The following is a 21,942-nucleotide window of genomic DNA, read 5'->3' as shown; positions in this document are numbered from 1 at the left end:
GACGAACGCGTGGACGGACGGTCCGCTCAGGCCGCTATCGGCCGCTGGCTGCGGACCGCCTGGAGCAGCCCGATCGCAATCCAGACCGCGAACATCGACGACCCCCCGTAGGAGACGAACGGCAGCGGGATGCCCGCCACCGGCATGATGCCCAGGCACATCCCGATGTTCTCGAAGGCCTGGAAGGAGAACCAGGCGATGATCCCCGCGGCCACGATCGTCCCGTACAGGTCGGTCGCCTGCCGGGCGATCCGGCAGGCCCGCCACAGCACCACGCCGACCAGCAGGATGATCGCCAGCGCCCCGACGAAGCCCAGTTCCTCACCGGCCACCGTGAACACGAAGTCGGTCTGCTGCTCCGGCACGAACTGCCCGGTGGTCTGCGTCCCGTGGAACAGCCCCTTGCCGGTCAGCCCGCCCGAGCCGATCGCGATCCGGGCCTGCGCGGTGTTGTAGCCGACGCCGGAGGGGTCCAGCTGCGGGTTGGCGAAGGCCGCGAAGCGGTCGATCTGGTACTTGCTCAGCACCCCGAGCTTCCAGATCGCCACACACCCGCCGGTGCCCGCCACCAGCAGCCCGAGCACCCAGCGGTTGGCCGCCCCCGAGCCGAGCAGGATGCCCAGCACGATCGCGGCCATCACCATCACCGAGCCGGCGTCCGGCATCAGCAGCACGACGCACATCGGCAGGAAGGCCCAGACCAGGCCGCGGAACACCGCCCGGTGCGAGGGGTACTCCCGCTCCCCCGCGTCCACCTGGTCGGACAGCACGACCGCCATCGCCAGCACGATCCCGAGCTTCGCGAACTCGGCGGGCTGGATGGAGAAGCCGCCGCCCAGCTGGATCCAGGAGTGCGCGCCGTTGATGGTCGAGCCCAGCGGGCTGAGCGTGGCGAGCAGCATCAGGATCACGCCGATGTACAGGAACGGCACGAGGGTGCGGAAGCGCCGGCTCCCTATCCCTATCACCACCGAGCACAGCACCAGCCCGACGACCAGGTTGGTCAGGTGCCGGTACAGGAAGTACTGCGGGTCGCCGTGGGTGAGCGAGTCCCGGCCGCGGGTGGCCGACCAGACCAGCAGGGAGCTGCCGAGCGACAGGGCCAGCGCGGCGAGCAGCAGTATCCAGTCCAGCCGCCACAGCGGGGAGTCCTTGGCCAGGGCCTTGGAGACCCCGCTGCGCTGCGGGCTCAGCCGCAGTTGCCGGTAGGAGCCGTAGGAGGTCATGCCCGCCCCCTTCCCGGGCCGCGGTTCGGTTCGAGTGCGGCGTCGGCCGCGGTGCCCGGGGCGGGCCGGTCGTTCGGCTGCGCCGGGTCCAGGAAGGCCGAGGCCGGGGCGGGTTCGCCCGGCACCTGTTCCAGGAAGGCCGGCGCCGGGCCGGGCAGACCCTGTGCCTGGTCCGGCGACGCCAGGAGGCCCGGGCCCGCGACGGCCTGCGCCGGGCCGACGGTGTCGGCGGTGTCGGCGGTGTCGGCGGTGTAGGCCGCCGGCTTGATGATCGCGGTGCCGTCCGGGTTGAACTTCGGCAGTTCGGCCTGCGGCGCGGGCAGCAGCGCCTTGCCGTTGTCGATGTTGCCCTTGTCGTCGACGCCGTACAGCGCCTGGTAGATCCGGCGAACCGCGTCGCCGGAGCCGCCGGAGCCGGTGCCGCCCTGGCTTATCGTCATGACGACCGCGTAGTCCTTGCTGTACGTGGTCAGCCAGGAGGTGGTCTGCTTGCCCTCGACCTCGGCGGTGCCGGTCTTGGCGTGCAGCTCGATCTTGTTCTGCGGCCAGCCGGCGCCGGAGAACTTCCAGGCGGCGGTACCGCCGGTGATGACGCCCGCGGTGGCCTGGTCGATGTAGCTCAGCAGCTTCTGGGAGCCGGGGAACTTGCCGTCCTCGTGCGGGGCGATCTCGCGGACGAGGTCCCCGCTCGGGCTTATCACCGCCTTGGCGATGGTCGGCCGGTAGAAGGTGCCGCCGTTGGCCAGCGCCGAGTAGATCCGGGCCATCTGGACCGGGGTGACGAGCGTGTCGCCCTGGCCGATCGCGAAGTTGACGGCGTCACCGGCGCGCATCTGGTAGCCGTCGACGCAGTTCTCCTTGGCGATCTGGTCGGAGAAGCTGGTGCCGCCCTTCTGCGCCTGCGCGCACCAGGCGTCCTTGTTGTTGTCGTAGAAGGACTGCTTCCACTGCCGGTCCGGCACCCGGCCGGTGACCTCGCTGGGCAGGTCGATGCCGGTCTTGGCGCCGAGGCCGAACTGGTGGGCGGTCTTGAAGAACCAGTCGCCCGGCTCCTTCTTCGGCTTGATGCCGCCGTCCTTCATCCACTGGTCGTACGCCAGGCCGTAGAAGACGGTGTCGCAGGAGACCTCCAGCGCCTTCTCCAGGGAGATGGAGCCGAAGTTCTCGCTCTCGAAGTTCTTGAACTCGCGGCCGCCGATGGTCATGCTCTTCGGGCACGCGTACGTCCCGTCCAGCGAGTAGCCGGCCTCGACGGCGGCGGTGGTGGAGACGACCTTGAAGGTCGAGCCGGGGGCGGACTGACCCTGTATGGCCCGGTTCAGCAGCGGGAAGTTGGAGTCCTTGCTGGTCAGCGACTGGTAGTCCTTGCCGGTGATGCCGCCCACCCAGAGGTTGGGGTCGTAGGTCGGCGCACTGGACATCGCGACGATCCGGCCGGTGTGGACGTCCATCACCACGGCGGCGCCGGAGTCGGCCTCGTAGTTGCGGTTGGTGACCTTGTCGAAGGTCTTCCGGGCGTCGGCCATGGCCTGCGCCAGGTTGTCCTCGACCACCTTCTGCACCCGGGCGTCGATGCTGGTGACCAGGTTGTTGCCGGTCTGCGGGGCGGCGGTGCCGGCGGTGCCGATCACCCGGCCGAGGTTGTCCACCTCCAGCTGGGTGATGCCGGCGGTGCCGCGCAGGTCGCGGTCGTACACCGACTCCAGTCCGGCCCGGCCGATCTGGTCGGCCGGCAGGTAGCGGTCCAGGCCGGCCTTGGAGGCGGTCTTGCTGACCTCCTCGTCGGTGACCGGCGAGAGGTAGCCGAGCACCTGGGCCATGTTGGCGCCCTCGGCGCCGGTGTAGCGGCGCACGGCGGTGGGCTGCGCGGTGACCCCGGGGAAGTCCTCGCGGCGCTCCATTATCTGCATCGCCTGCTGGGTGGTCGCCTCCTTGGTGACCGGGATCGGCTGGTAGGGCGAGCCGTTCCAGCAGGGCTGCGGGGTCTTGGCGTCGCAGAGCCGGGTCTTCTCCTGCACGTCCTTGGCGGGCATCCCCAGCACCTCGGCCAGCCGGCCGAGCACCGCCTTGCCGCCGTCCTTCTGCTGCAGCAGCGAGGTGCGGCTGACCGAGACCACCAGCCGGGCCTCGTTGCCGGCCAGGATCCGCCCGGAGGCGTCCAGGATCTCGCCGCGGACGGCCGGTTCGACCACCTCGCGGATGTGGTTGCCGGTCGCCTTGGCGGTGTAGACGCTGGCGTTGCGGATCTGCAGGTACCACAGCCGTCCGCCGAGGGTGGCGAGCAGCGACAGGACCAGGATCTGCAGCACCACCAGACGGATCGTCACCCGCCGGGTACGGCCGGTCTCGGGGATGTTGCTCACGTCTCGTGCGCTCCAGGATGCGGGAAGTCGGGAGGTCGGGGGCCGGGCCGGTTACGGGCGCCGGACGAAGCCGGGCATGCGCCGCTTCTTGTAGGACGGGCCGGCCGAGGCATCGCGCGTGGTGCGGTAGCGGGCCAGCGTGCCCAGGCCGGAGCCGCCCTGGTCGTCGTCGGTGGCCGCGGTCACCGGGTCGCGCCCGAAGCGGCGGCCGACCAGCATCACCAGCGGCACCACGAACGGCGCCAGCAGCACGTCGTACAGCAGGGCGCTGACCACCAGGCCGCCGAGGCCGACGTGCCGGGCCGCGGTGTCGCCGACCAGGGCGCCGACCATCGCGTACAGCAGGGTGGAGGCGACCGCCGCGGCGGCCACCACCATCAGCGCGCTGGACACCGACCGCTGGCGGCCGTGGTCCGGGCGCAGCAGCCCGGCGGCGTAGCCCATCAGGCAGAGCACCAGCGCGTAGCGGCCGATCGCGTGGTCGGAGGGCGGCGCGAGGTCGGCCAGCAGGCCGGCCGAGAAGCCGACCACGCAGCCGCCGGACGGCCCGTAGACCATGGCCAGGCCGACCACGACGAGCAGCAGTATGTCCGGGGTGGCCCCCGGGAGCTGGAGCCGTCCGAAGACGCTGACCTGGAGGATCAGGCCGAGCAGGATCAGGCCGGCGGAGACGGGGATGCGGGCGAGGCGCATGGCTCAGTTCCCCCCAGTGGGCTTGGCGGGCGGGGCGGCGGGCGCGGCCGGGGTCTGGGCCGGGGCGGCCGGGGCCTGGGCGGGGGCCGGCGGCAGGACGGCGTCGCGCGGGTCGGCGCGCGGCGGCACGACCACCACGCCGACCAGGTCCAGCCGGGTGAACTGGACGAAGGGCTCGACCAGGATGGTCTTGGTCAGCTGGCCCGGGGTGGCCTCGACCTCGACGACCTTGCCGACCGGCACGCCGGGCACGAACGGGCGGCCGCTCTGCGAGCCGAAGGTGACCAGCCGGTCGCCGGCCTTGACCTGGGCCTTGCCGTTGAGCAGCGAGACCTTCATCGGGCTGGTGCCGCCGCCGGAGGCGAAGCCGATCTCGCCGGAGGCCTCCAGCCGGGTGCCGGCCGAGAAGCCGGGGTCGGAGGCGAGCAGCACGGTGGCGGTGGTCGGGGCGACGGTGGTGATCCGGCCGACCAGGCCCTGACCGTTGATCACCGTCATGTCGCGGGTGAGGCCGTCGTCGCTGCCGGCGTCGATGGTGATGGTCCAGGAGAAGCCCTGGGCGGGGCCGATCGCGATGACCTGGGCGGCCTTGACGGTGTAGCCGCCAGCGCCGGCGGTGCGCAGCAGATCGTCGAGCTGCTTGGTGCGCCCGGTGGCCATGTCGGAGGAGGCGAGCTTCTGCCGCAGTTCGGTGTTCTCGCGGGCGAGCTCGTCGGTGCGGCCGTTGTTGGAGGCGGCGTCGCGGAAGGCCCGGACGGTGTCGGCGACCGGGTCGACGACGGTGGCGGCGCCGCGCTCGACCGGGCCGAGGACGCTGGCGGCGGCGTGTCGGGCACCGCCGAGGGGGGAGCTCTCACCGCCCTTGATGTCCACGGTGACGAGTGCGAAGGCGACGGCCACCAGCAGGATGAGCAGCAGCCGGCTCTCTCGTGTGTCCCTCACGGTGCTGGTACTGCCCCTTCGTACCTGGTCGGCCGCCCGGGCTGTGGGGCCCGGGCGGCAGCCCGTTCAGTTGAGTGTCGGATATCTCGGTGGTGCTAACGGCGCGGGGAGGCGTCCAGTACCTGCTGGAGCGCCTCGAACTCCTCGACGCACTTGCCGGAGCCGAGCGCGACCGAGTCGAGCGGGTTCTCGGCGATGTGGATCGGCATGCCGGTCTCGCGGCGCAGCCGCTCGTCGAGGCCGCGCAGCAGGGCGCCGCCGCCGGTGAGCACGATGCCGCGGTCCATCACGTCGCCGGCCAGCTCGGGCGGGCACTGGTCGAGGGTGGTCTTCACGGCGTCGATGATCGAGTTGACCGGCTCGTCGATGGCCTCGCGGACCTCGGCGGCGGAGATGACCACGGTCTTGGGCAGGCCGCTGACCAGGTCGCGGCCGCGGATCTCGGCGTGCTCGTCCTTCTCGCCCTCCAGGCCGAAGGCGCTGCCGATGCTCATCTTGATCTGCTCGGCGCTGCGCTCGCCGAGGAGCAGCGAGTACTCCTTCTTGATGTGCTGGACGATCGCGTTGTCCAGCTCGTCGCCGGCGACCCGGATGGACTGGGCGGTGACGATGCCGCCGAGGGAGATGACCGCGACCTCGGTGGTGCCGCCGCCGATGTCGACGACCATGTTGCCGGTGGCCTCGTGGACGGGCAGCCCGGCGCCGATGGCGGCGGCCATCGGTTCCTCGATGATGTGCACCTGGCGGGCACCGGCCTGCGAGGAGGCCTCGATCACGGCGCGGCGCTCGACTCCGGTGATGCCGGAGGGCACGCAGACCACGACCCGGGGGCGGGCGAGGTAGCGGCGGCGGTGGATCTTGAGGATGAAGTAGCGGAGCATCCGCTCGGTGATCTCGAAGTCGGCGATCACGCCGTCCTTGAGCGGGCGGATGGCGACGATGTTGCCCGGCGTCCGGCCGATCATCTTCTTCGCCTCGGCGCCGACCGCCAGGATGCCGCCGGTGTTGGTGTTCACCGCGACGACGGACGGCTCGTTGAGGACGATCCCCTTGCCCCTGACGTACACCAGCGTGTTGGCAGTTCCAAGGTCGATCGCCAAGTCGCGGCCGATGAACGACAGGTTGCTCGCCATGGGGTGTGGTTGCCTTCCCGGGCTCGGAGTTCATAGGGGGGTTGGACGAGAGCGCGCCCACGCTCGGGCGGAGCCAGCTGAGCTGCCTTACCGGGCCCTTGAGTCGCGTCCATCGTAGTCACGCGGCGCGGCACGGACGTCGATGCGGGGCATACCGTCCATTGTCCGGAGCGTGTTCGCTTCTCCGGGCATTGGGACGCCGTGTCGGCGCCTCTGGTTGCTTATTTCACGATAAAAGTGCCCCGGCCGGGCCAATGGTCCCGACCGGGGCAGTGCCAAGGTCCCTCGGGCGTGTCGCCCGGCTGGACTCAGGCGTGCGCCGGGAAGAAGATCTTGATCTCGCGCTCGGCCGACTCCGGGGAGTCCGAGGCGTGGATCAGGTTCTCGCGGGTGATCGTCGCGTAGTCGCCGCGGATGGTGCCGGCCCCGGCCTCCAGCGGGTTGGTCGCACCGGCCAGCATCCGGATGCCGCGGACGACCTCCTCGCCCTCGACGATCAGGGCGATCGACGGGCCGGAGGTCATGAACTCCAGCAGCGGCTCGTAGAACGGGCGGCCGACGTGCTCCGCGTAGTGCTGCTCCAGCGTCGCCCGGTCGAAGGTGCGCAGCTCGACGGCGGTGAGCCGCCAGCCGGCCTTGCGCTCGATGCGGCTGATGATCTCGCCGGCCAGGCCACGCTGGACGGCGTCGGGCTTGAGCAGGACGAGAGTGCGCTGGGACACGGTGCGTCTCCTGGGGATTCGGTACGGCAAGGCGGTCGGGCCGACGGGCGGGAGCCGACACGGCAGAGATTACCTTGCGTGTGCGGCGTGTCGGCCCGCCGGTCCGGGCCCTAGACCGGTACGGCGGCCGCCTCGGCGGCGGCCCGGGCGGCCTTGAACTCGTCCACCTTGCGGCCGTAGTGCACCGAGCACCACCACAGGCCGGCGAAGACCACACCGAGGCCGAACATGGTCGGCAGGATGAAGCCGCTGGCGATCAGGCCGATCTGCAGCGCCCAGCCGACGGCCACCGCACCAGGGCGGTTGATCATGCCGCAGAGCGCGATGCACAGCGCCATGACGATCCCGGTGACGATCCAGATCGTGGCCGTGGAGACGCTCGACAGCTGCATCGCGACCAGCGCGGCGAACATGGCCAGGAGAGCCTCGCCGATCAGGGTCGAGGAGCAGAGGGTCCTCATGTCACTTCCTCCCGAGCAGCAGGCGGGCCTCGCCCACCGTGATGACCGAACCGGTGACCAGCACCCCGGCGCCGCCGAGGTCGCCCTCCTCCTCGGCGAGGGTGACGGCGGCCGCGATGGCGTCGTCGAGCCGGGGCTCGACCTGGACGCGGTCCTCGCCGAAGATGTCGACGGCCAGCGCCGCCAACTCGTCGACGTCCATCGCGCGGTGGGTGGAGTTCTGGGTGATGACGACCTCGGCGAGGACCGGCTCGAAGGCCTCCAGCACGCCGGCCACGTCCTTGTCCCCGGAGGTGCCGATCACGCCGACGAGCCGGGTGAAGCCGAAGGACTCGCCGAGGGCGGCGACGGTGGCGCGGGCGCCGTGCGGGTTGTGCGCGGCGTCCAGGATGATCGTGGGGCTGCGGCGGACGACCTCCAGGCGGCCGGGCGAGGAGACGCCGGAGAAGGCCTGGCGGACCTTGTCCACGTCGAGCTGCCCGCCGCGGGCGCCGCCGACGCCGAAGAAGGCCTCGACCGCGGCCAGCGCCAGCACCGCGTTGTGCGCCTGGTGCTCGCCGTGCAGCGGGATGAAGACGTCCTCGTACTCCTCGCCGCCGAGCCCGCGCAGCGTCACCAGCTGGCCGCCGACGCCGAGCTCACGGCGGATCACGCCGAACTCCATGCCCTCGCGGGCCACCGTGGCGTCGACCTCGACGGCGCGCCGCAGGATGTTCTGGGCGGCGTCCAGCTGCTGCTGGGCGACGACGGCGACGGCACCGGACTTGATGATCCCGGACTTCTCGACCGCGATCTCGCCGGTGGTCTCGCCGAGCTTGTCGGTGTGGTCCAGCCCGATCGGGGTGATCACGGCGACGGCGGCGTCGATGACGTTGGTGGCGTCCCAGGAGCCGCCCATGCCGACCTCGACCACGGCGACGTCCACGGGGGCGTCGGCGAAGGCGGCGTAGGCCATGCCGGTCAGCACCTCGAAGAAGGACATCGGCACCGGCTGCGCCGCGTCGACCATCTGCACGTACGGCTCGATGTCGCGGTAGACCTCGACGAAGCGCTCGGGGGTGATCGGGGCGCCGTCCAGGGTGATCCGCTCGGTGACGCTCTCCACGTGCGGGCTGGTGTAGCGGCCCGTGCGCAGTTCGAAGGTGTTGAGCAGCTGCTCGATCATCCGGGCGGTGGAGGTCTTGCCGTTGGTCCCGGTGATGTGGATGGAGGGGAAGGACCGCTGGGGCTGGCCCAGGATGTCCATCAGCGCCTCGATCCGGTCGAGCGAGGGCTCCAGCTTGTTCTCCGGCCAGCGCTTGGAGAGCTCCACCTCGACATCGCGCAGGGTGTCGTCGGTGTCGCCGTCGGCGGGGCGGAGGGTGTACGGGTTCGGGTCGGCCTTGTCGCTCACGACCACAGTCTACGGAGGGTTGGCGGGCCGTCCTCACGGGGTGAGAACGACCACTTTGGTCGGAGTTTCCAATTTGCCCCCTTTACTATCTCTTTGGCGAATTTGAACCGCAACGAAGCATCGATTCGCACCCCCTGGAGCCGCGCTGCCTTTGATCACGAGGAGTACTACGCCATGCCCGACGCTCTGCACGACTGGATCGTGCTCCGCCAGGACGCCGTCGTCTGGTTCGCCGGACTGGTCTCACTGGCGCTCGTCGGCTACATGGCCTTCGTCTTCGGACGCTTCCTCCTGTACTGGGCCGGCTCCCGGCACGCCTTCCGGCACAACCGGCCCGCCGAGCCCGGCGACCCGGCCGCCTTCCAGTGGCACCTGGTGATCCCCTGCCGCGACGAGGAGGCCGTGGTCACCCAGACCCTGGCCGGCCTGCGCGCCAGTGCGCCCGAGGCCCACCTGTGGGTGATCGACGACGACAGCGAGGACGCCACCCGCGACCTCGTCCTCGCCGCCGCGGCCCACGACGACCTCGTCCACCTCGTCCAGCGCCGCCGCCCGCACGCCCGGATCGGCAAGGGCGCCGCCCTCAACGCCGCCTACCGCGAGATCACCGCCTGGCTGCCCGAGGACACCGACCGCTCCCGCGTGGTGATCGGCGTCGTCGACGCCGACGGACGGCTCGACCCCGGCACCCTCCCCCAGGTCTGCAACGACAAGGCGCTCAGCCGCCCCGACACCGGCGCCGTACAGATCGGCGTGCGGATGCGCAACGCCGACGACGAACTCCCACTGCCCGGCCGCGGCCGGGCCGCCAACGCGTTCGCCCGCGCCCTGGTCCGGATGCAGGACGTCGAGTTCCAGGCCAACAACGCCGGCATGCAGCTGCTGCGCCGCCGCACCGGCAGCGTCGGCCTCGGCGGGAACGGCCAGTTCGTCCGCCTCACCGCCCTCGACTCGCTCACCGCCGAGGAGGGCCGGGCCGGCCGCCCCTGGCCCGAGCGCGCCCTGCTGGAGGACTACGAGTCCGGCCTCGACCTGCGCCTGGCCGGCTGGCGGCTCACCCACGTCACCGAGACCCAGGTCTCCCAGGAGGGCCTGATCTCGCTGCGCCGCTTCCTCACCCAGCGCACCCGCTGGGCCCAGGGCAACATGCAGTGCCTGCGCTACACCGGCCGGGTACTGCGCTCCCCCTTCTACACCTGGTCCGGCAAGGCCGAGGTGCTGTACACCTTCCTGCAGCCCGTCGTCTGCGTGCTGCTGGTCCTGCTGTTCCCGCTCTCGCTCGGGATCACGGCGGCCGGGCTGGTGCTCTTCCCCGCCGAGACCGCCGACTTCCACGTCAGGTTCGGCCCGTGGATGCTGCTCGCCTTCGCGGTCGCCACCCTGCCGATGGTGTTCTGGGGCTTCGCCTACCGCCGGCTCGTCCACCCCGACCGCGGCCGGCTCACCGGACTGCTCTGGGGCGTCCTGATCTGGCTCTACGCCTACCACCTCTTCGTGGTCGCCACCCGGGCCGCCGCCCGGATGCTGCTCGGCCGCAACGGCTGGGCCAAGACCCGGCGCAACGCCGAGAAGGTCGCCCTCGGCTCCCCCACCGCCCTTGAGTCCTGAGCCTCAGTCCTGAGCCCCGCGCTTGAGCCCCGCGCCCGAGCCCTGAGCTGCCCCACCCCCTCGGAGCCTCCCCATGAGCATGTGCCTTCCCCCCGCCAGCGTCGCCGTCGTCCTGGGCACCCGCCCCGAACTGGTCAAGCTCGCCCCGCTGATCCACGAACTCGGCGACGCCACCCGCCTGGTGCACACCGGCCAGCACTGGGACGAGGCGATGTCCGGCCGCTTCCTGCGCGACCTCGACCTGCCCCGCCCCGAGCTGCTCACCGGCGTCGGCGGGCGCCCCCGGGCCGGCCAGATCGCCCAGTCCCTCGGCCAGCTGGACGCCGCCTTCGCCGAGGACCGCCCCGCCGCCGTCGTCGTCCAGGGCGACACCAACGCCACCCTCGCCGGGGCGCTGGCCGCCAACGCCCGGGAGATCCCGCTGGTGCACGTCGAGGCCGGGCTGCGCAGCTTCGACCGGGCGATGCCCGAGGAGCACAACCGGGTGATGGTCGACCACGTCTCCGACCTGCTCTGCGCCGCCACCGGGGACAACGTCGCCAACCTGCGCGCCGAGGCCCTCGCCGAGGAGCGGATCGCGCTCACCGGCAACACCGTCGTCGAGGTGGTCCGCCGTCAGCTGCCGGCCGCGGCCGACCGCGCCGCGCTGCTCGCCGCGCACGGGCTGCGCCCGGACGGCTACGTGCTGGCCACCGTGCACCGCCCGGAGAACACCGACACCGCCGAGGCCCTGGGCGCCGTACTGGCCGAACTGGACCGGATCGCCCGGGCGGGCACCCCGGTGCTGTTCCCGATGCACCCGCGCACCCGGGCCGCCGTCGAGCGCTTCGCACTGGACGCCCTGCTGGAGCGCCTGGCCGTCACCGGGCCGGTCGGGTACGCCGACTTCCTGGGTCTGGCGAGCCACGCCGCGCTGCTGGTCTCCGACTCCGGCGGCGTGCAGGAGGAGTGCACCGTGCTCGGCCGCCCGCTGCTGGTGGTGCGCCGCTCCACCGAGCGTCCGGAGGCGGTGGCGGCGGGCTTCGCCGCGCTGGTGGGCCCCGACGAGGACCTGGGCGAGCTGGCCCGGGCCTGGCTGGCCGACACCCCCGAGCGGCTCGCCCGGCTCGCGGCCACCCCGAGCCCGTACGGCGACGGCCTGGCCTCGGCGCGGATCGCCGCGCTCACCGCCGCGGTCGCCGAACCGGCCGGGCCGGCCCAGCCCGGAGCAGCCGACGCCGGAGCAGTCGGCACCGCAGCAACCGGCTCCACGGCACGGCCGTCGGCCGCCTAGCGCCCTCTTGACAGCCGGATTGGTCTACTCCACCTTGTGAGTCAAGTCTCCTTCCCCGACAGGGACTTGAGTTGTCGGTAGCTCCCGCACGCGCACCATCGACACCCCGGACGGCGCTCCACCCCCACCCCAGGCGCGCCGCCGGGCCTCCCCCACAGGAGATGGAGTCATGCCACCTGCCCGACACCGGCGCCCGCGCGCCGCCCACACCCTGCTCGCCGGGGCCTGCGCCGTCGCCCTCGGCCTGAGCGGGCTCGCCCTCGCCACCGGCACCGGCGCCCAGGCCGCCGACCCCGACCTGATCACCAACGGCGGCTTCGAGACCGGCACCCTGTCCGGCTGGTCCTGCGGCAACGGCGCCGTCCAGAGCACGACCGCGCACTCCGGCCGCTACGCCCTGCAGTCCACCCCGGGCTCGGGCGACACCGGCGAGTGCACCCAGACCGTCGCCGTGCAGCCCTCCTCGACGTACACGCTGAGCTCCTGGGTCCAGGGCTCGTACGTCTACCTGGGTGCCCGCGGCACCGGCGGCACCGACCCCGGCACCTGGACGAACTCCACCGGCTGGGCCCAGCTGAGCACCGGCTTCACCACCGGCCCGGGCACCACCAGCGTCACCGTCTACCTGCACGGCTGGTACGGGCAGCCCGCCTTCCTCGCCGACGACGTCTCGCTGATCGGCCCGGGCGGCCCGCAGCCCTCCCAGAGCCCGACCGCCACCACGTCCCCGAGCCCCACCGGCACCGGAAGCCCCTCCCCCACGGACACCGGCACCGGCAGCCCGACCGCCACCTCGACCGGCAAGCCGCCCGGCCTGCCCAAGCACATCCTGACCGGCTACTGGCAGAACTTCGACAACGGCGCCACCGTCCAGCGGATCAGCGACGTCCCGGCCGCCTACGACATCATCGCGGTCTCCTTCGCCGACGCCACCAGCACGCCGGGCGGGCTGGGCTTCACCCTGGACCCCGCCCTCTCCTCCCGCCTCGGCGGCTACACCGACGCCCAGTTCAAGGCCGACATCGCGGCCAAGCGGGCGGCCGGCAAGAAGGTGGTGCTCTCGGTCGGCGGGCAGAACGGCACGGTGTCGGTGAGCGACCCGACCTCGGCGGCCAACTTCGCGAGCACCGCCCGGGCGCTGATGCAGGCCTACGGCTTCGACGGGATCGACATCGACCTGGAGAACGGCGTCAACGCCGTCTACCTGGGCCAGGCGCTGCACTCGCTGGCGGCGAAGAGCGGCAGCGGGTTCGTCCTCACCATGGCGCCGCAGACCATCGACATGCAGTCGACCGGCATGGAGTACTTCAAGCTGGCGCTGAACGTGAAGGACATCCTCACCATCGTCAACATGCAGTACTACAACTCCGGTGCGATGAACGGCTGCGACGGCAACGTCTACTCGCAGGGCACCGAGGACTTCCTCACCGGGCTGGCCTGCATCCAGCTCAAGGGCGGGCTGCGGCCCGACCAGGTGGGACTCGGGGTGCCGGCCTCCACCAGCGCGGCGGGCGGCGGGTACGTCAGCCCGAGCGTGGTCGACAACGCGCTGGACTGCCTGGCCGCCGGCACCAACTGCGGCAACTACAAGCCCGACACCACCTGGCCGGGCATCGGCGGGGCGATGACCTGGTCGACCAACTGGGACGCCAAGGCGGGCAGCCCGGTCGCGGGCACCATCGGCGCGCACCTGCACGCCATGCCGTGATGCCCCTCCCCGGACCGGGGTTCAGACCCCGGCCCGGGCCTCCGGGACGTGGGCCGCGGGCCCGCCGTGCCGGCGGCGCAACTCGGCCGTGATCTCAGCCAGTTCGCCCTCGGGCAGCAGCGGCAGCATCATCGCGACGCCCTGGAGCAGACCGCCGAGCAGGAAGGTGGTGTCGGCGGTCGAGGCGACCAGGCCGCGCACCTCGGCCACCTCGCCGGCGGCCACCGCCTCGATCAGCCGGGCGGCGTCCGCGCTCTCCTCGTCCACCGCGACCGCGCCGTTGTCGGCCGGGGCGCGCCGGGCCATCGCCCGCAGCACCCGGTCGCCGACCTCGGGCGCGTACGCCTTGCGGACGGCCTCGGCGGCGATCCAGGCGAGCAGGGTGGTCACCTCGCGCTCGGCCCGCTCGGCGAGGAGCAGGTCCAGCTCGTGGTCGAAGGCGAGCTGGTTGCCATGACGGAACGCCAGCAGCAGGGTCGCCGCCCTGGCCTTGGCCTCCTCCACCGCCTCGGCAGGAAGTTCGTCGGCCAATTCCTCGGTCACCACCACGCCATGCCCTCCCGTCCGTCGGCTCAGCAGGAACGCTCAGCAGAAACACCCGTCAGAAACTCCGTGCACACCGTACACATCCGACCTGCAAACTTCCGCGAACCCGCGCGGGCAAGACCGGAATGAATTCGGAAGGAATAGGACCTCACCCGGTCCAGGATGAATATTCGCCGGAAGGGAGCAATGTTGATGGGCTATTAGGCGTAGCAAAAAGAACACCGCCGCCGCGCCCGGCCGAGCCGCCCGGAAACGCCGGAGGGGCCGCACCCCGCGCGTCGCGGAGTGCGGCCCCTCACGGACCGGTGCGGGCTCAGCCCTGCGGCAGCGCCGCGAGCTGGGCGGTGATCCGGGCGATGTCGGCCTCGGCGGCCTCCTGGCGGCCCCGGATCTTGGCGACCACCTCGTCCGGCGCCTTGGCGAGGAACGCCTCGTTGCCGAGCTTGGCCGTGGTCTGCGCCTTCTCCTTCTCGGCGGCCGCGAGGTCCTTGGCGAGGCGCTTGCGCTCCGCCGCGACGTCGATGGTGCCGGAGAGGTCGAGCGCGACGGTGGCGCCGGCGACCGGGAGCGAGGCGGTGGCCGCGAAGCCCTCCTCGGGGACGGTCAGCCGCAGCAGCGAGCGGATCGCGTCCTCGTGGACGGCCAGCACGGTGCCGTCCAGCTCCAGCTTCGCCGGGACGCGCTGCGCGGGCTGCAGGCCCTGGTCCGAGCGGAACCGGCGGACCTCGGTGACGACCTGCTGCAGCGTGGCGATCTCGGCCTCGGCGGCGGTGTCACGGAACCCGCCGTCCGTCGGCCAGTCGGCGACCACCAGCGACTCGGCGCCGGTCAGCGCCGTCCACAGGGCCTCGGTGACGAACGGGACCACCGGGTGCAGCAGCCGCAGCGTGGTGTCCAGGACCTCGCCGAGCACCCGGCGCGCGGCGTCGGCCTGCGGGCCGCCCTTGGCCAGGGTGGTCTTGGAGAGCTCGACGTACCAGTCGAAGACCTCGTCCCACGCGAAGTGGTAGAGCGCGTCCGAGGCCTTGGCGAACTCGTAGCCGTCGTAGAGCGCGTCCACCTCGGCGATGGTGGCGTTCAGCCGCGACAGGATCCAGCGGTCCACTGCGGTGAGCTGCTCCGGCGCGGGCAGCGGGCCTTCGACGGTGGCGCCGTTCATCAGCGCGAAGCGGGTCGCGTTCCAGATCTTGTTGCAGAAGTTGCGCGAGCCCTTGACCCAGTCCTCGCCGATCGGCACGTCGGCGCCCGGGTTGGCACCGCGAGCCAGGGTGAAGCGGACGGCGTCGGCGCCGTAGGCATCCATCCAGTCCAGCGGGTCCACGGCGGTGCCCGAGGACTTCGACATCTTCTTGCCGAACTCGTCGCGGACCAGGCCGGTCAGGGCGACGGTCTTGAACGGCGCCTCACCGTCCATCGCATACAGGCCGAACATCATCATCCGGGCGACCCAGAAGAAGATGATGTCGTGGCCGGTGACCAGGACGTCGGTCGGGTAGAACTTCTCGAGCTCCGGGGTCCGTTCCGGCCAGCCGAGCGTCGAGAACGGCCACAGGCCGGAGGAGAACCAGGTGTCCAGGACGTCAGGGTCCTGGTGCCAGCCCTCGCCGGTGGGCGGCTGCTCGTCCGGGCCGACGCAGACGACCTCGCCGTCCGGGCCGTACCAGACCGGGATCCGGTGGCCCCACCACAGCTGGCGCGAGATGCACCAGTCGTACATGTTGTCGACCCAGTCGAAGTAGCGGCGCTCCAGCTCCTTCGGGTGGATCTCCACCTTGCCGTCGCGCACGGCGTCGCCGGCGGCCTTCGCCAGCGGCTCGACCTTGACCCACCACTGGAGCGACAGCCGCGGCTCGACCACGGTGTGGCAGCGCGAGCAGTGGCCGACCGAGTGCATGTACGGGCGCTTCTCGGCGACGATCCGGCCCTGCTCGCGCAGCGCGCCGACCACGGCCGAGCGGGCCTCCAACCGGTCCAGGCCGAGGAAGGGGCCGTGCACGGTGATCGCACCGCGCTCGTCCATGATGCTCAGGTTGGGCAGGTTGTGGCGCTGGCCGATCGCGAAGTCGTTGGGGTCGTGCGCGGGCGTCACCTTGACGGCGCCGGTGCCGAACTCCGGGTCGACGTGCTCGTCCGCGACGACCGGGATCTCACGGTCGGTCAGCGGCAGCTTGATGGTCCGGCCGACCAGGTGCCGGTACCGCTCGTCGTCCGGGTGGACGGCCACGGCGGTGTCGCCCAGCATCGTCTCGGCCCGGGTCGTGGCGACGACGATCGAGTCCTCGCCCTCGCCGTAGCGGATCGAGACCAGCTCGCCGGGGACCTCCTCGTGCTCCACCTCGATGTCGGACAGGGCGGTGAGGCAGCGCGGGCACCAGTTGATGATGCGCTCGGCCCGGTAGATCAGGCCGTCGTCGAAGAGGCGCTTGAAGATGGTCTGAACGGCCTGCGAGAGCCCCTCGTCCATGGTGAAGCGCTCGCGCGACCAGTCCACGCCGTCGCCCAGGCGGCGCATCTGGCCGAGGATCCGGCCGCCGTAGTTCTCCTTCCACTCCCAGACCTTCTCGACGAAGGCCTCGCGGCCCAGGTCGTGGCGGGACAGGCCCGACTCGGCGAGCTGCTGCTCCACCTTGTTCTGGGTGGCGATGCCCGCGTGGTCCATACCCGGCAGCCAGAGCGTCTCGAAGCCCTGCATCCGCTTGCGGCGGGTCAGGGCGTCCATCAGCGTGTGCTGGAAGGCGTGGCCCAGGTGCAGGGCCCCGGTCACGTTCGGCGGGGGGATGACGATGGTGAACGGGGGCTTGTCGCTCTTGGCGTCCGCGGTGAAGTAGCCACGCTCTACCCAGCGCTCGTACAGCTCGCCCTCTACGTCCGCGGGGGTGTAGGTCGTCGGGAGAGTTGCTGCTTCGTCCCCGGCAAAGGTGCTCACGGGGTGCTGGTTCGTCGTGTCGGTCACGACGCACAGTTTACGTAACCGCAGGCCCGTGTTACGAACCGCTTTCTCCGCGCGGACGCGACCCGCCCGAACGGCTCGGCGGAGGACACCGTACGGTACCGTTCCCGGGCACTCGTCCGGTGTCCGCACGGACCCCGGGACGACACGACGACAGGCCGCGGGTGCGGCGGGGGAGCACGGACGCAGATGTACGGCCAGGGCCAGCAGTATCCGCAGGGACAACCGCAGGGACAGCCTCAGCCGTACGGGGGCCAGCCCCCGTACGGCCCGCCGCAACCGGCGCCGCCCTACGGCGCCCCGCAGCAGCCGCCCCAGTACGGCTACCCGCCGCAGGAGGGCCAGCCCTACGGCGCTCCCCAGCCGCCCTACGGCGCCCCGCAGCAGCCGTACGGCGCCCCGCAGCCCCCGTACGGCTACCCGCCGCAGGCCCCGTACGGCCAGCCGGGCCAGCCGGGCTACCCGCCGCCGCCGAAGAAGGGCCGGACCGGCCTGGTGGTCGGCCTGGTCGTGGGCGCGCTGGTGCTGGGCGGCGGCGGCTTCGCCGCGTGGAAGTTCCTCGGCGACGACCAGGGCGGCCAGTACAAGATCTCCGCGCCGCAGTCGCTGCCGGACGGCTACACCCAGAAGTCGGCCAAGGAGGAGGCCGTCGACCCGGCCAAGCCCGAGGCGGCGAAGTTCGGCAAGAACCTCAACGTGCTGGTGGCCAGCTACAGCAAGGGCTCCGACGCGCTCGACACGCTCTCCGTGGTCGGCGTCTACGGGGAGCTCAACGACCCCGGCCAGATCATCGACGACTCGAAGAAGGACAGCGGCGGGCTGACCTGGTCCACGCCGCTGACGGACTTCCCGGCGCAGGACGGCCACAGCTCCTCGGCGAAGCTCGCCTGCGGCGTGGCCAGCGTCATCGCGGGCAAGGCCGGGCCCACCGTCTGCGTGTGGGCGGACAAGTCCACCACCGGCCGGATCACCTTCAGCAAGATCAGCCTGACCGGCGGCGGCCAGGGCCTCACCCCGGCCCAGGCCGCGGACAGGACCCGGGCGATCCGCGACGCCATGGTCGTCGCCAAGTAACCGGGGCACCGCCCCGCCGCGTCACCACCACGTCCCCGCCGCCACCCGCCGCGCCGGGCGGCACCCGGGCATCGCCATCAGAGAGGCCTCGCGTGACCGAGCAGAACCCCTACGGCCCCCCGCCGCAGCCGGGACACGACGCACCGCCGCCCCCGCCGGCCCCGCCGGGCTACGGCGGCATCCCGCCGCAGAGCCCGCCGCCCGGCTACCCGCCGGTCGGCGAACCGGGCGCCTACCCCGGGTACGGCGCCTACCCGCCGGTGCCGCCGCCGCGCAAGTCCCGCAAGACGCTCTGGACCGTGCTCGGCATCGTCGGCGCCTTCGTGCTGCTGGGCGGCGGCGCGCTCGCCTACTTCGTCTACGACGTCGCCAGCAGCGCGGGCACCCAGAAGATCGTCCTGCCGGCCACGTTCAAGGACCTGCGCCAGAGCGACGACCCCCAGGTCGCCGACACCCTGGAGAAGGGGCTCACCTCCAGCTTCGGCAAGGGCGACGGCAACTGGAGCCCCACCGGGGTGGGCGCCCTCTACCAGAACGCGCAGTCGGACCCGCAGCTGGTCGTGTTCGGGGGCTACGGCAAGGTCCTGGCGCCGAAGCAGGAACTGAACCAGGCGTTCCAGGGCATGGCGTCCACCGGTCGCAAGCTCGACAACCGGCACGTGGTGGACGCCGGCCCCAAGGGCGGCGCGATGGAGTGCGCCACCGTCGTCGGCGGCGAGGGCGAGGCCGGGACCACGATGGGCATCTGCGCCTGGGCCGACAGCAGCGGCCTGGTGATGGTCATGACGGTGGCCGACCCGAGCGCCCAGCCGGACCTGGACAAGCTCGCCGCCGACACCCGCGACCTGCGCGCGGTCGCCGAGGTCCCCAAGTAGTCCACCGGGAACCGCCGGTGACCCTCCGGGCACCGGGAAACGCCGAAGGGCCCCGCACCGGTCGGTGCGGGGCCCTTGCGGATGCGGCGGGCGCGGGTCAGGCGCTCTTCTCGCGCCGCTCGCGCTTGATCATGTCGCGCGGGACGAGGGTGGGGATGGCGTGCTTGGAGACCACGTCCCCGGTGACCACCACGCGGGCGACGTCCTGACGCGAGGGCACCTCGTACATCACGGACATCAGCACCTCCTCCATGATGGCCCGCAGACCGCGCGCGCCGGTGCCGCGCAGGATCGCCTGGTCGGCGATCGCCTCCAGCGCGTCCCGGGAGAACTCCAGCTCCACACCGTCCAGTTCGAAGAGCTTGCGGTACTGCTTGACCAGCGCGTTCTTCGGCTCGGTGAGGATCTGCAGGAGCGCCTCGCGGTCCAGGTTGTGGACGCTGGTGATCACCGGCAGCCGGCCGATGAACTCGGGGATCATGCCGAACTTCACCAGGTCCTCGGGCATCACCTGGCGGAAGTGGTCGCTGGCGTCCGACTCCCGCTTGGAGCGGATGTTGGCGCCGAAGCCGATGCCCTTGGCGCCGGCCCGGCCCTCGATGATCCGCTCCAGGCCGGCGAACGCGCCGCCGACGATGAACAGCACGTTGGTGGTGTCGATCTGGATGAACTCCTGGTGCGGGTGCTTGCGCCCGCCCTGCGGCGGCACCGAGGCGGTGGTGCCCTCCAGGATCTTCAGCAGCGCCTGCTGCACGCCCTCGCCGGAGACGTCCCGGGTGATCGACGGGTTCTCGCTCTTGCGCGCGACCTTGTCGATCTCGTCGATGTAGATGATCCCGGTCTCGGCCTTCTTGACGTCGTAGTCGGCCGCCTGGATCAGCTTGAGCAGGATGTTCTCGACGTCCTCGCCGACGTACCCGGCCTCGGTCAGCGCGGTGGCGTCCGCGATCGCGAACGGCACGTTGAGCATCCGGGCCAGGGTCTGCGCCAGCAGCGTCTTGCCGGAGCCGGTGGGGCCCAGCAGCAGGATGTTGGACTTGGCCAGCTCGATGGCGTCCTCGCGGCCGTTGCCGCCGCTGCGGCCCGCCTCGCCGGCCTGGACGCGCTTGTAGTGGTTGTAGACCGCCACCGACAGCGCCTTCTTGGCGAGGTCCTGGCCGACCACGTACTGGTCCAGGAACTCGTAGATCTCCCGCGGCTTCGGCAGCTCCTCGAAGCGCACCTCGGAGGTCTCGGCGAGTTCCTCCTCGATGATCTCGTTGCACAGGTCGATGCACTCGTCGCAGATGTACACGCCTGGGCCGGCGATCAGCTTCTTCACCTGCTTCTGCGACTTGCCGCAGAACGAGCACTTGAGCAGGTCGCCACCGTCTCCGATGCGTGCCACGAGGTGCTTCCCCTTCGCCAGGGGCCCCGCAGAAGTTCCGGGGCCTGGTGCTGTGGACCGTCAACGCCGACGGCGATCGGTCTCGCTATCCGACGGTACTCTGCCGGGCCCCTGATTCCGTCCTCTTCGCCGGGTCTGCCCTACGCCCTGGGCGAATTGATACCGAACAGATGCCGTTGCGGAGGCCGCCGACGACCCGGAGCGGAGCGCGCACGCAGGATGCGCGCCCCGCCTCGGAGGGTGCCGGCCTCAGGAGGTCAGCGAGGTCTTGCGGGTGGAGATGATCTGGTCGACGAGGCCGTACTCCAGGGCCTCCTCGGCGGTGAGGATCTTGTCGCGCTCGATGTCCTCGCGCACCTGCTCCACCGGCTTGTTGGAGTGCTTGGAGAGCATCTGCTCCAGCTGCTCGCGCATCCGGAAGATCTCCTTGGCCTGGATCTCCAGGTCGGACACCTGGCCGCGGCCGGTCTCGGTGTACGGCTGGTGGATCAGGATGCGGGCGTTCGGCAGCGCCATCCGCTTGCCGGGGGTGCCGGCGGCGAGCAGCACGGCCGCGGCGGAGGCCGCCTGGCCCATGCAGACCGTGGTGATGTCCGGCTTCACGTACTGCATGGTGTCGTAGATGGCCGTCAGGGCCGTGAACGAGCCGCCGGGCGAGTTGATGTACATCTGGATCTCGCGGTCCGGGTCCATCGACTCCAGGCACAGCAGCTGCGCCATGATGTCGTTCGCCGAGACGTCGTCGACCTGCGAGCCGAGGAAGATGATGCGCTCCTCGAACAGCTTGGCGTACGGGTCGTACTCGCGGATGCCCTGCGTGGTGCGCTCGACGAAGCGCGGGACGATGTAGCGACCCTCGGCGCGCATGTCCTCGACGCGGGCCTGGGCGGCCGACAGGCTGGGGATGATCATGGGGGTTCTTGTCCTCCGGGGCGTTGTGGCTGTGGTCTCGTGGGCCGGGCCGAGGCTCAGGCGCCCGTGCCGCCGCCGCCGGGAACGTCCGCGGCGCTGTGCATGATCGCGTCGATCAGGCCGTACTCCAGGGCCTCCTCCGGCGCGAACCAGCGGTCGCGGTCGGAGTCCCTGGTGATCTGCTCGAAGGACTGGCCGCTGTGGAAGGCGATCAGCTCGGACATCCGCTTCTTGGTGCGCAGCAGCTGCTCGGCCTGGATGCGGATGTCGGTGGCGGAGCCGCCGAGGCCGGCGGACGGCTGGTGCATGAGGATGTTGGCGTTCGGCAGCGAGAAGCGCTTGCCCTTGGCGCCGGCGGTCAGCAGGAACTGGCCCATCGAGGCCGCCATGCCCATCGCGATGGTGACGACGTCGTTCTTGATGTACTGCATGGTGTCGTAGATCGCCATGCCCGCCGAGATCGAACCGCCCGGGGAGTTGATGTAAAGGAAGATGTCCTTTTCCGGGTCCGCGGCCAGCAGCAGCAGCTGGGCGGTGATCTTGTTGGCGATGTCGTCGTCGACCTGCTGGCCGAGGAAGATGATCCGCTCGTTGAGCAGCCGGTTGTACACCTGGTCGCCCAGGCCGCCGAGCACGTCACCAGAGGCGGCGTGCGGCGCCATCGGGCCAGGCATCT

At 71.4% G+C, this 21,942-nt stretch carries 18 protein-coding genes; 5 read left to right on the top strand and 13 right to left on the bottom strand.

Features of this window, described 5'->3' with window-relative positions; genetic code table 11:
* Window positions 1–26 precede the first annotated feature (26 nt).
* The 8 genes from rodA to AB0R04_RS10505 form a co-directional block, all read right to left on the bottom strand.
* The gene (rodA, locus tag AB0R04_RS10540) at window positions 27–1,226 is read right to left on the bottom strand and encodes a rod shape-determining protein RodA (RefSeq protein WP_063347559.1); all 1,200 of its coding nucleotides are present in this window, start codon (window positions 1,224–1,226) and stop codon (window positions 27–29) included.
* The gene (gene mrdA / locus AB0R04_RS10535) at window positions 1,223–3,589 is read right to left on the bottom strand and encodes a penicillin-binding protein 2 (RefSeq protein WP_363369884.1); all 2,367 of its coding nucleotides are present in this window, start codon (window positions 3,587–3,589) and stop codon (window positions 1,223–1,225) included. The genes rodA and mrdA overlap by 4 nt, the downstream gene beginning before the upstream one ends.
* Before the next feature lie 51 nt (window positions 3,590–3,640).
* Window positions 3,641–4,282, bottom strand: a complete 642-nt coding sequence (mreD, locus tag AB0R04_RS10530) for a rod shape-determining protein MreD (RefSeq protein ID WP_363369882.1) — start codon at window positions 4,280–4,282, stop codon at window positions 3,641–3,643.
* Between the two features lie 3 nt (window positions 4,283–4,285).
* Window positions 4,286–5,224 carry a rod shape-determining protein MreC gene (mreC, locus tag AB0R04_RS10525; RefSeq protein ID WP_363369880.1) on the bottom strand — a complete coding sequence of 313 codons (939 nt, stop codon included), beginning with the start codon at window positions 5,222–5,224 and terminating at the stop codon, window positions 4,286–4,288.
* A gap of 95 nt (window positions 5,225–5,319) precedes the next feature.
* Entirely contained in the window at window positions 5,320–6,345 is a 1,026-nt protein-coding gene (locus AB0R04_RS10520; protein WP_031076009.1) for a rod shape-determining protein, read from the bottom strand.
* A gap of 320 nt (window positions 6,346–6,665) precedes the next feature.
* Window positions 6,666–7,079, bottom strand: a complete 414-nt coding sequence (ndk, locus tag AB0R04_RS10515) for a nucleoside-diphosphate kinase (RefSeq protein ID WP_063347562.1) — start codon at window positions 7,077–7,079, stop codon at window positions 6,666–6,668.
* A 110-nt stretch (window positions 7,080–7,189) separates the two neighbouring features.
* Window positions 7,190–7,540, bottom strand: a complete 351-nt coding sequence (locus AB0R04_RS10510; RefSeq protein ID WP_063347563.1) for a DUF4233 domain-containing protein — start codon at window positions 7,538–7,540, stop codon at window positions 7,190–7,192.
* Between the two features lies 1 nt (window position 7,541).
* On the bottom strand, window positions 7,542–8,933 hold the full coding sequence (locus AB0R04_RS10505; RefSeq protein ID WP_363369878.1) for a folylpolyglutamate synthase/dihydrofolate synthase family protein: 1,392 nt from the start codon (window positions 8,931–8,933) through the stop codon (window positions 7,542–7,544).
* A gap of 174 nt (window positions 8,934–9,107) precedes the next feature.
* Here AB0R04_RS10505 and AB0R04_RS10500 point away from each other — a divergent pair, with 174 nt between their 5' ends.
* The 3 genes from AB0R04_RS10500 to AB0R04_RS10490 all read left to right on the top strand — a co-directional run bounded on the left by AB0R04_RS10500 (window position 9,108) and on the right by AB0R04_RS10490 (window position 13,522).
* The gene (locus AB0R04_RS10500) at window positions 9,108–10,541 is read left to right on the top strand and encodes a glycosyltransferase family 2 protein (RefSeq protein WP_363369876.1); all 1,434 of its coding nucleotides are present in this window, start codon (window positions 9,108–9,110) and stop codon (window positions 10,539–10,541) included.
* A 79-nt stretch (window positions 10,542–10,620) separates the two neighbouring features.
* Complete coding sequence (gene wecB / locus AB0R04_RS10495; RefSeq protein WP_363369874.1) at window positions 10,621–11,814, top strand: UDP-N-acetylglucosamine 2-epimerase (non-hydrolyzing); 1,194 nt, start codon at window positions 10,621–10,623, stop codon at window positions 11,812–11,814.
* A 169-nt stretch (window positions 11,815–11,983) separates the two neighbouring features.
* Entirely contained in the window at window positions 11,984–13,522 is a 1,539-nt protein-coding gene (locus tag AB0R04_RS10490; protein ID WP_363369872.1) for a glycosyl hydrolase family 18 protein, read from the top strand.
* A gap of 21 nt (window positions 13,523–13,543) precedes the next feature.
* On the opposite strand, the gene AB0R04_RS10485 is transcribed toward AB0R04_RS10490, so the two are convergent.
* A complete protein-coding gene (locus tag AB0R04_RS10485; protein WP_350878266.1) occupies window positions 13,544–14,065 on the bottom strand; it encodes a hypothetical protein in 522 nt (173 codons plus the stop codon).
* A 316-nt stretch (window positions 14,066–14,381) separates the two neighbouring features.
* On the bottom strand, window positions 14,382–17,021 hold the full coding sequence (locus AB0R04_RS10480; protein WP_363369869.1) for a valine--tRNA ligase: 2,640 nt from the start codon (window positions 17,019–17,021) through the stop codon (window positions 14,382–14,384).
* Between the two features lie 186 nt (window positions 17,022–17,207).
* Between AB0R04_RS10480 and AB0R04_RS10475 the strand changes: the two genes are divergently transcribed.
* Entirely contained in the window at window positions 17,208–18,092 is an 885-nt protein-coding gene (locus tag AB0R04_RS10475) for a hypothetical protein (RefSeq protein WP_363369867.1), read from the top strand.
* A 92-nt stretch (window positions 18,093–18,184) separates the two neighbouring features.
* Window positions 18,185–18,967: a hypothetical protein gene (locus AB0R04_RS10470; RefSeq protein WP_363369865.1), complete on the top strand. Its 783-nt coding sequence runs from the start codon at window positions 18,185–18,187 to the stop codon at window positions 18,965–18,967.
* A gap of 97 nt (window positions 18,968–19,064) precedes the next feature.
* Here the strand turns inward: AB0R04_RS10470 and clpX are convergent, their stop codons facing one another.
* The 3 genes from clpX to AB0R04_RS10455 form a co-directional block, all read right to left on the bottom strand.
* On the bottom strand, window positions 19,065–20,354 hold the full coding sequence (gene clpX, locus AB0R04_RS10465; RefSeq protein ID WP_063347569.1) for an ATP-dependent Clp protease ATP-binding subunit ClpX: 1,290 nt from the start codon (window positions 20,352–20,354) through the stop codon (window positions 19,065–19,067).
* A gap of 249 nt (window positions 20,355–20,603) precedes the next feature.
* On the bottom strand, window positions 20,604–21,266 hold the full coding sequence (locus AB0R04_RS10460) for an ATP-dependent Clp protease proteolytic subunit (protein ID WP_063347570.1): 663 nt from the start codon (window positions 21,264–21,266) through the stop codon (window positions 20,604–20,606).
* 56 nt (window positions 21,267–21,322) lie between these two features.
* Window positions 21,323–21,940 (bottom strand): ATP-dependent Clp protease proteolytic subunit, encoded by a 618-nt coding sequence (locus AB0R04_RS10455; RefSeq protein WP_063351100.1) that lies wholly within the window; start codon window positions 21,938–21,940, stop codon window positions 21,323–21,325.
* Window positions 21,941–21,942: the final 2 nt, after the last annotated feature.

The organism is Kitasatospora sp. NPDC056731, from assembly GCF_040687675.1.
Taxonomy (GTDB): Bacteria; Actinomycetota; Actinomycetes; order Streptomycetales; family Streptomycetaceae; genus Kitasatospora.
The sequence above is the reverse complement of the archived record's forward strand: the minus strand, read 5'-3'. Positions and strand labels throughout refer to the sequence as shown.

What these genes read in the sequence shown, in the direction of transcription:
- AB0R04_RS10490 (WP_363369872.1), top strand. Translation starts at nt 11,984, where the DNA reads ATGCCACCTGCCCGACACCGGCGCCCGCGCGCCGCCCACACCCTGCTC.
- wecB (WP_363369874.1), top strand. Translation starts at nt 10,621, where the DNA reads ATGTGCCTTCCCCCCGCCAGCGTCGCCGTCGTCCTGGGCACCCGCCCC.
- rodA (WP_063347559.1), bottom strand. Translation starts at nt 1,226, where the DNA reads ATGACCTCCTACGGCTCCTACCGGCAACTGCGGCTGAGCCCGCAGCGC.
- mreD (WP_363369882.1), bottom strand. Translation starts at nt 4,282, where the DNA reads ATGCGCCTCGCCCGCATCCCCGTCTCCGCCGGCCTGATCCTGCTCGGC.
- AB0R04_RS10510 (WP_063347563.1), bottom strand. Translation starts at nt 7,540, where the DNA reads ATGAGGACCCTCTGCTCCTCGACCCTGATCGGCGAGGCTCTCCTGGCC.
- AB0R04_RS10475 (WP_363369867.1), top strand. Translation starts at nt 17,208, where the DNA reads ATGTACGGCCAGGGCCAGCAGTATCCGCAGGGACAACCGCAGGGACAG.
- AB0R04_RS10455 (WP_063351100.1), bottom strand. Translation starts at nt 21,940, where the DNA reads ATGCCTGGCCCGATGGCGCCGCACGCCGCCTCTGGTGACGTGCTCGGC.
- AB0R04_RS10460 (WP_063347570.1), bottom strand. Translation starts at nt 21,266, where the DNA reads ATGATCATCCCCAGCCTGTCGGCCGCCCAGGCCCGCGTCGAGGACATG.
- AB0R04_RS10500 (WP_363369876.1), top strand. Translation starts at nt 9,108, where the DNA reads ATGCCCGACGCTCTGCACGACTGGATCGTGCTCCGCCAGGACGCCGTC.